General features: G+C 67.7%; 8 protein-coding genes. 1 reads left to right on the top strand and 7 read right to left on the bottom strand.

Annotation, left to right across the window (positions count from 1 at the left end; translation table 11 throughout):
- Window positions 1-109 precede the first annotated feature (109 nt).
- Window positions 110-1,630 (bottom strand): aldehyde dehydrogenase, encoded by a 1,521-nt coding sequence (gene adh, locus EV683_RS00985; RefSeq protein ID WP_066612645.1) that lies wholly within the window; start codon window positions 1,628-1,630, stop codon window positions 110-112.
- A 295-nt stretch (window positions 1,631-1,925) separates the two neighbouring features.
- On the opposite strand from adh, the gene EV683_RS00980 reads away from it, so the two are divergent.
- Window positions 1,926-3,809, top strand: coding sequence for a sigma-54-dependent Fis family transcriptional regulator (locus EV683_RS00980; RefSeq protein WP_131861378.1), 1,884 nt, complete (start codon window positions 1,926-1,928; stop codon window positions 3,807-3,809).
- A gap of 119 nt (window positions 3,810-3,928) precedes the next feature.
- Here EV683_RS00980 and sucD read toward each other — a convergent pair whose 3' ends face one another.
- The 6 genes from sucD to gltA form a co-directional block, all read right to left on the bottom strand.
- Window positions 3,929-4,816 carry a succinate--CoA ligase subunit alpha gene (sucD, locus tag EV683_RS00975; protein WP_131861376.1) on the bottom strand — a complete coding sequence of 296 codons (888 nt, stop codon included), beginning with the start codon at window positions 4,814-4,816 and terminating at the stop codon, window positions 3,929-3,931.
- Window positions 4,817-4,847: 31 nt separating this feature from the next.
- Entirely contained in the window at window positions 4,848-6,017 is a 1,170-nt protein-coding gene (gene sucC, locus EV683_RS00970) for an ADP-forming succinate--CoA ligase subunit beta (protein ID WP_066612643.1), read from the bottom strand.
- Window positions 6,018-6,083: 66 nt separating this feature from the next.
- Window positions 6,084-7,517 carry a dihydrolipoyl dehydrogenase gene (gene lpdA, locus EV683_RS00965; protein WP_131861374.1) on the bottom strand — a complete coding sequence of 478 codons (1,434 nt, stop codon included), beginning with the start codon at window positions 7,515-7,517 and terminating at the stop codon, window positions 6,084-6,086.
- Between the two features lie 135 nt (window positions 7,518-7,652).
- Window positions 7,653-8,936, bottom strand: coding sequence for a 2-oxoglutarate dehydrogenase complex dihydrolipoyllysine-residue succinyltransferase (odhB, locus tag EV683_RS00960; protein ID WP_131861372.1), 1,284 nt, complete (start codon window positions 8,934-8,936; stop codon window positions 7,653-7,655).
- A gap of 28 nt (window positions 8,937-8,964) precedes the next feature.
- A complete protein-coding gene (locus tag EV683_RS00955) occupies window positions 8,965-11,793 on the bottom strand; it encodes a 2-oxoglutarate dehydrogenase E1 component (protein ID WP_066612635.1) in 2,829 nt (942 codons plus the stop codon).
- A gap of 142 nt (window positions 11,794-11,935) precedes the next feature.
- On the bottom strand, window positions 11,936-13,225 hold the full coding sequence (gene gltA / locus EV683_RS00950; RefSeq protein WP_066612634.1) for a citrate synthase: 1,290 nt from the start codon (window positions 13,223-13,225) through the stop codon (window positions 11,936-11,938).
- Window positions 13,226-13,245: the final 20 nt, after the last annotated feature.

Raw genomic sequence — 13,245 nt, 5'->3', positions numbered from 1 at the left:
GCAGAAAAAAAGGACCTCCCGCGGGAGGTCCAAAGCCGGAATCACCATCGACGAGCGATGGCGGACAGCGCGACCGGGCGGGAGGAATGCCCGGCCGACGGGTGCGGGATCAGAAGAAGCCGAGCGCGTCCTCCGAGTAGCTGACCAACAGGTTCTTGGTCTGCTGGTAGTGCTCCAGCATCATCTTGTGCGTCTCGCGGCCGATGCCGGACTGCTTGTAGCCGCCGAAAGCCGCGTGCGCCGGGTAGGCGTGGTAGCAGTTGGTCCACACCCGGCCGGCCTCGATGTGGCGGCCCATGGTGAAGGCGGTGTTGATGTTGCGCGTCCACACGCCGGCGCCGAGGCCGAACAGCGTGTCGTTGGCGATCGCCAGCGCCTCCTGCGCGTCCTTGAAGGTGGTCACCGACACCACCGGGCCGAAGATCTCCTCCTGGAAGATGCGCATCTTGTTGTGACCCTTGAACACGGTCGGCTGGATGTAGAAGCCGTCCTCCAGCCCGCCGCCCAGCATCGCGCGCTGGCCGCCGGCCAGCACTTCGGCGCCCTCTTCCCGACCGATCGCGAGGTAGGACTGGATCTTGTCCATCTGCTCGAGCGAGGCCTGCGCGCCGATCATGGTGTCCGGGTCGAGCGGGTTGCCCTGGCGGATCGCGGCGACGCGCTCGAGCGCCTTTTCCATGAAGCGTTCGTACATCGACTCCTGGATCAGCGCGCGGCTCGGGCAGGTGCACACCTCGCCCTGGTTGAGCGCGAACATCACGAAGCCCTCGACCGCCTTGTCGAGGAAGGCGTCGTCGCGCTCGGCGACGTCGGCGAAGAAGATGTTCGGCGACTTGCCGCCCAGCTCCAGCGTGACCGGGATCAGGTTCTGGCTGGCGTAGCCCATGATCTGGCGGCCCACCGGGGTCGAACCGGTGAAGGCGATCTTGGCGATGCGCTTGGACGTCGCCAGCGCCTTGCCGGCCTCGGTGCCGAAGCCGTTGACGATGTTGAGCACGCCCGGCGGCAGCAGGTCGCCGACCAGCTCGGCCAACAGCAGGATGGACAGCGGCGTCTGCTCGGCCGGCTTGAGCACCACGCAGTTGCCGGCCGCCAGCGCCGGCGCGAGCTTCCACGCCGCCATCAGGATCGGGAAGTTCCACGGGATGATCTGGCCGACCACGCCCAAGGGTTCGTGGAAGTGGTAGGAAACGGTGCTCGAATCGATCTCGCCGAGGCTGCCCTCCTGCGCGCGGATGCAGGACGCGAAGTAGCGGAAATGGTCGATCGCCAGCGGGATGTCGGCGGCGCGCGTCTCGCGGATCGGCTTGCCGTTGTCCCAGGTCTCGATCGTCGCCAGGAGTTCGAGGTTTTCCTGCATGCGGTCGGCGATGCGGTTGAGGATCAGCGCGCGCTCGGTGACCGGCGTGTGGCCCCAGCGCGCCTTGGCGGCGTGCGCGGCGTCCAGCGCCAGTTCGACGTCCTGGTCGTCGGAGCGCGGGATCTCGCACAGGGTCTTGCCGGTGATCGGGGTGACGTTCTCGAAATAGCGGCCGTTGACCGGGGGCACCCACCGTCCGCCGATATAGTTGGCGTAACGGGACTTCAGTTGCAGCGGATAGCCGATCTGGCCGGGTACGAGCTGAGTCATGGCGTGTCTCCTGGTGCGCAAGTGGGGTTGATCGCCCGGCGACGCCGCGCCGGAACCTGTTTACCACAGTGCACGGATCGTGCCAGCGCACGGCCCATCTTGCGGCGCAGCAGCGTGAGCGCACACGAAATCGCTTGTTCGCCTACCGACGATTTTTGCATCGCAGCAGACTTCGCCCGCCAGGCGCCGTTTGCCGGACGCTCCGGCGCGGCCATAATCGACGCATCGACCCCGTCCGCACTGTCGCGCCGTGACACAGCTGTCGCGCGACAGTCGGCACAGCCGGAACACGCGCATGAACCGTCCCTTCGCCCTGCCGCTGTCCGAGGCCCGCCGCCGCTTCTTCGACGGCGAGGCCCTGCCGCAAGACGCGCTGCCCTCCTCCATCCTGCATTCCTGGCAACGCTGCCTCGGCCTCGGCCTGCCCGTCTCGGGCCGGCGGCACGAGCGGCTCAGCGACGCGGCGCTCGCCGAACGGCGCGACGCCAACGCCGACTGGCTGGCCGTGGCGCGCCCCTACGTCGAAACGCTGTTCGAGCAGGTGGTCGACGGCGGCCACGTGGTGGTGCTGGCCGACCGCGACGGCCTGATCCTCGACGAGATGGGCAACGCCGGCTTCCTCGACAAGGCCGAGCGCGTCGCGCTGACGCCCGGCATGGACTGGGGCGAGGGCGTGCGCGGCACCAACGCCATCGGCACCGCGCTGACGTTGGCCGAGACGGTACGGGTGCGCGGCGGCGAACACTACCTGGAATGCAACCGGCTGCTGTCGTGCACCGCCAGCCCGCTGCTCGACCCGACCGGCCGGCCGGTCGGCGTGCTCGACGTGTCCGGCGCGCCGCGCAAGCTCGGCCCGGACGAGACGGCGGCGGTCGACGCCACCGCGCGGCTGATCGAGCGGCGGCTGTTCGACGCGCACGCGCAGGGCGCGCGCGTGCTGCTGCTGCATCCTGACCCGGCGCAGCTGGCGACGCCGCGCGCCGCGCGGCTGGCCTTCGGCGACGACGAGACGCTGATCGGCGCCGACCGCGCCGCGCTGTCGCTGCTGGCGCGGGGCTGGGGCGCGGTCGGCCGCGCGCGCTTTACCGAGCTGTTCGGCGAGACGCTCGATCACTGGCAATCGCGCGCCGGCCACGGCGTCGCCCTGCTCGCTCCCGCCGCGGGACGCCCGCTCTCGGCCCGCCTGCTCTCGCCGGCGCGCCCCGCCACTGCGCCGCCCCCGGCGCCGCAACAGGCTCGGCCAACGTCGTCGCCCCCGGCCAAAGCCCCCGCCCCCGAAGCGGCCGAGGCCGACGTCGCCGGCCTGCCGCCGGCGCTGCTCGAGACCGCGCGCAAGCTGCTGGAAGCCGACATCCCGGTGCTGGTGCTGGGCGAGACCGGCACCGGCAAGGACCGCTTCGCGCGCGCGCTGCACGCCGCCAGCTCGCGCCGCCACGCGCCCTTCGTCGCGGTCAACTGCGCGGCGATTCCCGACGGCCTCGTCGAGGCGGAACTGTTCGGCTACGAGGAAGGCGCCTTCACCGGCGCGCGCCGCCAGGGCAGCCGCGGCCGGCTGCGCGAGGCGCACGGCGGCGTGCTGTTCCTCGACGAGATCGGCGACATGCCGCTGACGCTGCAGGCGCGGCTGTTGCGCGCGTTGCAGGAACGGGTGGTCACGCCGCTGGGCGGCGGCCAGCCGCAGCGCGTCGACGTGCGGCTGGTGTGCGCGACGCACCGCGACCTGCGCCGCATGGTAGACGAAGGCGCCTTCCGCGCCGACCTCTACTTCCGCCTCGGCCATTACCCGCTGCGCCTGCCGCCCTTGCGCACGCGCGGCGACGTCGCGGCGATCGCGCAGCGCCTGCTGGACGCGCAAGGGGCGGCGCGGCGCGGCATCGCGCTGGCGCCCGAGCTGGCCGCCGCGATCCGTCGCTACCCGTGGCCGGGCAATCTGCGCGAGCTGGACAACCTGCTGCGCACGCTGCTGGCGCTGGTCGACGACGGCACCCTGCTCGGCCCCGAGCACCTGCCCGAGACGCTGCGCGAGGACATGGGGCTGCGCGAGGCGGGCGCGCAAGAGCCGGACGACGCGACCGCCCAGCTGCTCGCCCGCTTCGGCGGCAACGCCAGCGCCGCGGCGCGCGCGCTCGGCATCAGCCGCAGCACGCTGTACCGGCGGCTGCGCAAGAACGGCCGCTAGCCTCGGCCAACCTTGGCCGAGCCCCGCCCGCGCGCCTTTCCACGCCGGGAACGGCGCGCATAAAAAACGCCCCGCATGCGCGGGGCGTCGTCTTGGCCGGATGGGACCGGGGCGCGGTTTTACAGCATGCCCTTTTCTTTGAGCAGAGCCTGCAGCGTCGAGCCGAGTTCGGCCGGGCTGCGGGTGTAGGCGATGCCGGCACGCTCGAAAGCGGCGAACTTTTCTTCGGCCGTGCCCTTGCCGCCGGAGATGATCGCACCGGCGTGGCCCATGCGCTTGCCCTTCGGCGCGGTCACGCCGGCGATGTAGCCGACGATCGGCTTGGTCACGTAGTCCTTGGCGAACTCGGCCGCTTCTTCCTCGGCCGAACCGCCGATCTCGCCGATCATGATGATCGACTCGGTGTCCGGATCGTCCTGGAACAGCTTGAGCGCGTCGATGTGGCTGGTGCCCGGGATCGGGTCGCCGCCGATGCCGATGCAGGTCGACTGACCCAGACCCAGCTTGGTGGTCTGCGCGACGGCTTCGTAGGTCAGCGTGCCGGAACGCGACACGATGCCGACCTTGCCCGGCAGGTGGATGTGACCCGGCATGATGCCGATCTTGCACTCGCCCGGGGTGATGATGCCGGGGCAGTTCGGGCCGATCAGGCGCACGCCGCCGGTGGTCTCGATGTAGCGCTTGGCCTTCAGCATGTCGAGGGTCGGCACGCCTTCGGTGATCACGACGATCAGGCTCACGCCGGAGTCGACGGCTTCGACGATGGAATCCAGCACGAACGGGGCCGGCACATAGATGACCGACGCGTCGGCGCCGGTTTCGCGCACGGCTTCCTTCATGGTGTTGAACACCGGCTTGCCCAGGTGCAGGCTGCCGCCCTTGCCCGGGGTCACGCCGCCGACCACCTTGGTGCCGTAGGCCAGCGCTTGTTCGGAGTGGAAGGTGCCGTTCTTGCCGGTGAAACCCTGCACCAGCACCTTGGTGTCTTTGTTAACGAGTACGCTCATTGTTCGAGGCTCCTGTGAGTGCGGGGCGGGATCAGGCGCGGGCCAGGGACGCGACCACCTTCTGGGCGGCGTCGGCCAGGCCTTCGGCGGAGGTCAGTTGCAGACCGGATTCGTTCAGCAGCTGGGCACCCAGTTCGGCGTTGTTGCCTTCCAGACGCACCACCACCGGCACGGTCACGTTCACTTCCTTGACGGCGGCGATGATCGCCTCGGCGATCATGTCGCAGCGGACGATGCCGCCGAAGATGTTGATCAGCACGGCTTCGACGCTCGGGTCGGCCAGGATCAGCTTGAACGCTTCGATCACGCGCTCCTTGGTCGCGCCGCCGCCGACGTCGAGGAAGTTGGCCGGCTGGCCGCCGTACAGCTTGATGATGTCCATGGTGGCCATCGCGAGACCCGCGCCGTTCACCATGCAGCCGATATTGCCTTCGAGCGCCACGTAGTTGAGGTCGAATTCCGACGCCTTCAGCTCGCGCTCGTTTTCCTGCGACTTGTCGCGCAGCGCGGCGATTTGCGGCAGGCGGTACAGCGCGTTGGAGTCGATGCCGATCTTGGCGTCGACGCAGGCGAGCGAACCGTCGCCGCGCACGGCCAGCGGGTTGATCTCGAACAGCGCGAAGTCGTTCTCGATGAAGGCGTCATAGGCGCCCAGCATCAGCTGGGTGAACTGCTTGATCTGGTCGCCCTTCAGGCCCAGCGCGAAGGCGACTTCGCGCGCCTGGCACGGCTGCATGCCGACCAGCGGGTCGACGGTGACCTTCAGGATCTTTTCCGGGGTTTCCTCGGCGACCTTCTCGATCTCGACGCCGCCTTCGGTCGAGGCCATGAAGGTGACGCGACGGCTGGAGCGGTCGACGACGGCGCCCAGGTACAGTTCGCGCTCGACCGGGTACATGTCTTCGCAGACCAGCACCGAGTTGACCGGCTGGCCGTTGGCGTCGGTCTGGTAGGTCACCAGGTTGGTGCCAATCAGGCTTTTCGCCAGCTCGGCGGCTTCTTCGCGGCTTTTCACCACTTTCACGCCACCGGCCTTGCCACGGCCACCGGCGTGGACCTGAGCTTTTACGACGGCGAATTTGCCGCCGAGCGAATCATAGGCAGCAGCGGCTTCTTCCGGGCTCGCGGCCAGGATGCCCTGTTGCACCGGCAGGCCGTACTTGGCCAGAAGCGCTTTTGCTTGGTATTCGTGCAGGTTCATGTGTATTTCCTCACTTGGGTGTGAAGGGATGAGGGGCGGGTCCGACGCCCGCCCGATTTTATTGGCTTAGCCGTGCAGCGCGCGCTTGTCGGCGGCCAGCGCAGCTTCGTGGATCACCTCGGCGAGGCTCGGGTGGGCGTGCACGATGCGCGCCAGGTCTTCGCTGGCGGCTTTGAATTCCATCGACACCACGCCTTCGGTCACCAGCTCCGACACCATCGGGCCGATCATGTGCAGGCCGAGAATGCGGTCGGTCTTGGCGCACGCCAGGATCTTGACGGTGCCCTGCGCCTGGCCCAGGCCCAGCGCGCGGCCGTTGGCGGCGAAACCGGAGGTGCCTTTCTTGTACTCGACGCCTTCGGCCTTGAGCTGCTCCTCGGTCTTGCCGACCCAGGCGATTTCCGGCGAGGTGTAGATCACCCACGGGATCACGCCGAAGTCGACGTGCGGCTTCTGGCCGGCGATGCGCTCGGCGACCGCGACGCCCTCTTCGGACGCCTTGTGCGCCAGCATCGGGCCGCGCACCACGTCGCCGATCGCCCACATGTTCGGCAGGTTGGTGTGGCAGTGCTCGTCGACGACGACGAAACCGCGTTCGTCCATCTGCAGGCCGACCGCTTCGCCGTTCAGGCCGGCGGTGTTCGGCACGCGGCCGATCGACACGATCAGCTTGTCGAATTCGACGGTCTTGGCTTCGCCGTTCAGCTCGTAGGCGACCGACACGCTCGCGCCCTTGTTCTCGATCGCGCCGATCTTGACGCCGAGCTGGATGTCCAGGCCGGTGTCGCGGGTCAGCGTCTTGAACGCTTCCTTGGCGATCTGCTGGTCGGCGGCGGCGAGGAAGGTCGGCATCGCCTCGAGGATGGTGACCTCGGCGCCGAGACGCTTCCAGACCGAACCCATTTCGAGGCCGATCACGCCGGCGCCGATCACGCCGAGACGCTTGGGCACCTCGGTCAGCGCCAGCGCGCCGGCGTTGTCCAGCACCGTCACGTTGTCGACCGGCAGACCCGGCAGCTGGCGCGGGCTGGAACCAGTGGCGATGATCACGTGGGTCGCTTCGAGCGTGTCGACCACGGCGCCGTTGTCCGACACCTCGATCACCCACTTCTCGCCTTCGCGGCCCTTCAGCGACGCGAGACCGTGGACGTTGGCGACCTTGTTCTTCTTGAACAGGAAGGCGATGCCGCCGGCGTTCTTGGTGATGATGTCTTCCTTGCGCTTGAGCATCGCGGCGACGTCGATCTTGGCGTTCTCGACGCTGATGCCGTGCTTGGCGAAGTCGTGCTGGACGGCGTGGAAGTTTTCCGACGACTGCAACAGCGCCTTGGACGGGATGCAACCGACGTTCAGGCAGGTGCCGCCCAAGGACGGCTTGCCTTCCGGATTCTTGAAGGCGTCAACGCAGGCGGTGGAAAAACCGAGCTGGGCCGCGCGGATGGCCGCGACGTAGCCGCCGGGACCGCCGCCGATCACGACGACGTCGAACTGTTGGCTCATGACACTTCCTTTACAGCACCGCCGGGATCGCCGGCGGGCACAAGCTTTCGGGGGCTGCAGGCTTGGCCGGACCTTGGGCTCGGCCAAGCCTGGGCGACAAATCGAGCGGGCCCGGATGACGGGCCCGCAAGCGCATTACAGGTCGAGGATCAGGCGCGCCGGATCTTCGATCGCGTCCTTGATCGCGACCAGCGACAGCACCGCCTCGCGGCCGTCGATGATGCGGTGGTCGTAGGACTGCGCCAGGTACATCATCGGGCGCACCACCACCTGGCCGTTCTCGACCACGGCGCGCTCCTTGGTGGCGTGCATGCCGAGGATGGCCGACTGCGGCGGGTTGATGATCGGGGTCGACATCATCGAGCCGAAGGTGCCGCCGTTCGAGATGGTGTAGGTGCCGCCGGTCAGCTCCTCGACGGTCAGCTTGCCTTCCTGCGCACGCTTGCCGAAGTCGGCGATCTGCTTCTCGATCTCGGCGATCGACAGCTGGTCGGCGTTGCGGATCACCGGCACCACCAGACCGCGCGGGCTGCCGACGGCCACGCCGATGTCGAAGTAGCCGTGGTAGATGATGTCGTTGCCGTCGACCGACGCGTTCAGGATCGGGTACTTCTTCAGCGCGGCGACCGCGGCCTTGACGAAGAACGACATGAAGCCGAGCTTGACGCCGTGCTCCTTCTCGAACTTGTCCTTGTACTTCGCGCGCAGGTCCATCACCGGCTTCATGTTCACTTCGTTGAAGGTGGTGAGGATGGCGTTGGTCTGCTGCGACATCACCAGACGCTCGGCGACGCGCTGGCGCAGGCGCGACATCGGCACGCGCTGCTCCGGACGGCCGGCCAGCATGCCGGCGACGTCGACGGCGGCCGGGGTCGAGGCGAGCGCGGCGCCGCCCTTGGCGGCGGCCGGCGCGAGCACCGGGCCGGACTGCACCGGCGCGGCCGGTGCGGCGGCGGCGGCCTGCACGTCTTCCTTGAGCACGCGACCGCCGCGGCCGGAGCCGGCGACGTCGGCGAGGTTGACGCCGGTTTCGGCGGCCAGCTTGGCGGCGGCCGGCATCGCGACGGCGTCGCCCTCGGCGCGCGCCGTCACGGCGGTGCCAAAGCCGATCGCCGAGGCCGGCACGCCGGCTTCGGCCGCGGCGGCGGCGACACCGTTGTCGGCGGCGGCACCCGGCTTGGCCTCGGTGTCGATGTGGGCGATCAGCTGGTTGCTGACGACGGTGGCGCCGTCGGCCTCGACGATCTTGACGATCACGCCGGCCTGCGGCGCAGGCAGCTCGAGCACGACCTTGTCGGTTTCCAGGTCGATCAGGTTCTCGTCGCGATTGACGAACTCGCCTTCCTTCTTGTGCCAGGTCATCAGCGTGGCTTCAGACACCGACTCCGGGAGTTGCGGGACTTTGACTTCGATCAGCATTTTTTTCTCCGTTTGCGGATACGGGCACTTACTTGGCGAGGTTCATGGCTTCTTCGACAAAAGCCTTCAGTTGAGCAACGTGCTTGCTCATGTAGCCGACGGCCGGCGAGGCCGACGACGGGCGACCGGAGAACAGCAGCGTCTGCTTGGCGCCCAACAGGCCCTCGAGACGGTGGCGGATCTGGTACCAGGCGCCCTGGTTCTTCGGCTCTTCCTGCACCCACATCACTTCCTTGACGTGGGCGTAGCGGGCCAGCTCGGCGGCCAGCTGCTCGGTCGGGAACGGGTAGAGCTGCTCGATGCGGACGATCGCGATCTCCTCCTCGACGCCGCGCTCCTTGCGACCGTTGACGAGGTCGTAGTAGACCTGGCCGGCGCACAGCAGCACGCGCTTGACCTTCTTCGGATCGGTGATCGACGCGTCGCCGATCACCGGACGGAAGCCGCCGCTGGTGAAGGCGTCGATCGGGCTCATCGAGTCCTTGTAGCGCAGCAGGCGCTTGGACATGAACACGACCAGCGGCTTGCGGTAGGGGCGCAGCACTTGGCGGCGCAGCACGTGGAACATCTGCGCGGCCTCGGACGGCATCACGATCTGCATATTGTGCTCGGCGCACAGTTGCAGCCAGCGCTCGAGGCGGGCGGACGAGTGCTCCGGACCCTGGCCGTCGTAGCCGTGCGGCAGGAACACGGTCAGGCCCGACAGGCGGCCCCATTTGGTCTCGCCCGACGAGATGAACTGGTCGATCGCGACCTGGGCGCCGTTGGCGAAGTCGCCGAACTGCGCTTCCCAGATCACCAGCTTGTCGGGCGCCGCGCACGAATAGCCGTACTCGTAGGCCAGCACCGCTTCCTCGTTGAGGATCGAGTCGATCACCAGGAAGTCGCCCTGGTTGTCGGACATATTGCGCAGCGGCACGTAGGCGCCCTGGTCCCAGCGCTCGCGGTTCTGGTCGTGCACGACGGCGTGACGGTGGCTGAAGGTGCCGCGGCCGGAGTCCTCGCCCGACAGGCGCACGCCGAAGCCGTTGGTGACCAGCGACGCGTAAGCCAGCGTCTCGGCCATGCCCCAGTCGACGCTCTGCTCGCCGGCAGCCATCGCGCGGCGCGCGGCCAGCACCTTCTGCACGGTCGGGTGCGGCTTGAAGTCGGCCGGGATGGTGGTGAACTTCTCGGTCAGGCGCTGGATGTCGGCTTGCGGCAGCGCGGTGTCGACCGGGTGCGCCCAGTGGGTGCCCAGGTAAGGCGTCCAGTCGACCGCGTGTTCGCGGCGATAGTTGGTCAGCACGGTCTGCTCGACGTGCTCGCCCTTGTCGAGCGCGTCGCGGTAGGCGCGGATCAGCCCCTCGGCCTCCTCGGCCTTGAGCACGCCCTCGGCGACCAGACGCTCGGCGTACAGCGCGCGGGTGCCCGGGTGCTTGGCGATCTTCTTGTACATCATCGGCTGGGTCAGGAAGGGGTCGTCGCCCTCGTTGTGACCCAGCTTGCGGTAACAGACGAGGTCGATCACCACGTCTTTCTTGAACGTCATGCGGTAGTCGAGCGCCGCCTGCATCGCGTAGCACACCGCCTCCGGATCGTCGCCGTTCACGTGCAGGATCGGCGCCTCGATCATCTTGGCGATGTCGGTGCAGTAGATGGTCGAGCGCATGTCGCGCGTGTCGCTGGTGGTGAAGCCGACCTGGTTGTTGATCACGATGTGGATCGTGCCGCCCGTGCCGTAGCCGCGGGTCTGCGACAGGTTGAAGGTGCCCTGGTTGACGCCGAGGCCGCCGAAGGCGGCGTCGCCGTGGATCAGCACCGGCAGCACCTGCTTGCGTTCGGTGTCGTTGCGGCGCTCCTGGCGCGCGCGCACCGAACCCTCGACCACCGGGTTGACGATTTCGAGGTGGGACGGGTTGAACGCCAGCGAGATGTGCACCGGACCGTTGGCGGTCGGGATGTCGGACGAGAAGCCCATGTGGTACTTCACGTCGCCGGACGGCAGCTCGACCATCGGCTTGCCTTCGAACTCGGCGAACAGGTCGCGCGGCAGCTTGCCCAGCGTGTTCACCAGCACGTTCAGGCGGCCGCGGTGGGCCATGCCGATGATGATCTCCTGCACGCCCTGGCCGGACGAATTCTGGATCAGCGTATCCAGCGCGGCGATCGCCGCCTCGCCGCCCTCGAGCGAGAAGCGCTTCTGGCCAACGTACTTGGTGTGCAGGTAGCGCTCGAGCGTCTCGGCGGCGGTGATCTGCTTGAGGATGCGCTTCTTGGTGTCGGCGTCGTAGCGCGGCGTCGACAGGTCGCCCTCGAAGCGCTTCTGGATCCAGCGCTTTTCCTCGGAGTCGAGGATATGCATGTATTCGAGGCCGAGGTTGCCGCAGTAGGTCTGCTTCAGGCGCGCGATGATCTCGGACAGCGGCAGCTTCTGCGGGCCGACCAGCGAGCCGACGTTGAACTGCACCGCCATGTCGGCGTCGGTCAGGCCGTGGGTGGCCGGGTCGAGCTCGGCCAACGTTTCCTGGTCCATGCGCTTGAGCGGGTCGAGGTTCGCGTGGCGCGAGCCGAGCACGCGGTAGGCCGAGATCAGCTTGAGCACCGCGACCTGCTTTTGCATCGCCTCCCATTCGGTCGCCGCGCTGGCGCGCTGGCCGGGCACGCCCTTCTTGGCCAGCTGGATGAACGACTCCTGGATCGGCTGGTGCGGCACGTCGCGCTCGGCGGCGCCCGGCGCCTGCGCGAGCTTGTCGAAATAGGTTCTCCATTCGGCCGGTACCGCGTTCGGGTCGGCGAGGTACTGTTCGTACAGTTCCTCGATGAACGGCGCATTCCCACCGAACAGGTAGGAATGACTGACCATGGCTTGCATCATTGTTCGGCCCCTTTGTCTCTGGGTGCGTGGCAAAAAGCGCTATGAGCATGGGGCTTGTGGCCCCATCGTCATAACGCCCTTATCGGGCGTTTCAGTCCGGCTTGGCCGAGCCTTGCTCGGCCAAGCCGGACGCGGGTGCGACTTAGCGCTTGTCGGTGGCGACGTAGTCGCGGCGCGGCGAACCGGTGTACAGCTGGCGCGGGCGGCCGATCTTCATCGCCGGGTCGGCGATCATCTCGGCCCAGTGGCTGATCCAGCCGACGGTGCGCGCGAGCGCGAAGATCGGCGTGAACATCGACACCGGGATGCCGATCGCCGACAGCACGATGCCCGAGTAGAAGTCGACGTTCGGGTACAGCTTGCGCTCGATGAAGTACGGGTCGGACAGCGCGATCTTTTCCAGCTCCATCGCGAGCTTGAACTTCGGATCGTTGTGCAGGCCCAGCTCGTTCAGCACCTCGTCGCAGGTCTGCTTCATGATCGCGGCGCGCGGGTCCATGTTCTTGTACACGCGGTGGCCGAAGCCCATCAGCTTGTAGCGCTTGTCCTTCACGCCCTGCATGAACTCGGCGACGTTCTCGACGCTGCCGATCTCGTCCAGCATCTTCAGCACCGCCTCGTTGGCGCCGCCGTGCGACGGGCCCCACAGGCAGGCGATGCCGGCGGCGATGCACGCGAACGGGTTGGCGCCCGACGAGCCGGCCAGACGGACGGTCGAGGTCGACGCGTTCTGCTCGTGGTCGGCGTGCAGGATGAAGATGCGGTCGAGCGCGCGCGCCAGCACCGGGTTGACCTTGTACTCTTCGCACGGGGTCGAGAACATCATGTGCAGGAAGTTCTCGGCGTACGACAGACCGTTCTTCGGATAGCTGAACGGCAGGCCCTTGTTGTAGCGGTAGGCCTGGGCGGCGATGTTCGGGATCTTGGCGATCAGGCGGTGCGCCGACACCTCGCGGTGGTGCGCGTCGCTGATGTCGAGCGAGTCGTGGTAGAAGGCGGACAGCGCACCGACCACGCCGACCATCACCGCCATCGGGTGCGCGTCGCGGCGGAAGCCCTTGAACACCGTCAGGATCTGGTCGTGCAGCATGTTGTGACGCAGCACCTTGCGGTCGAAGTCGGCCTTCTGCTCGGCCGTCGGCAGTTCGCCGTTCAACAGCAGGTAGCAGGTCTCGAGGAAGTCGGACTCCTCGGCCAACTGTTCGATCGGGTAGCCGCGGTAGTACAGCTGACCGAGGTCGCCGTCGATGAAGGTGATCTTCGACTCGCACGAGGCGGTGGCCAGAAAGCCCGGGTCGAAGGTGAACATGCCGGTCTTGCCGAACGAGCGAATGTCGACCACGTCCGGACCGAGGGTGCCCTTGAGCACCGGCAGTTCGAGCGCCTCTTCGCCTTCTTTGTAGTTGAGCGTCACGTTGCGGTTGGTTTCCACAGCAATACTCCCAATCAAGT

Origin of the sequence: Crenobacter luteus, from assembly GCF_004345725.1 — a bacterium.
Classification (GTDB): Bacteria; Pseudomonadota; Gammaproteobacteria; order Burkholderiales; family Chromobacteriaceae; genus Crenobacter; species Crenobacter luteus.
This window is presented reverse-complemented; position numbering and strand designations above follow the sequence as displayed.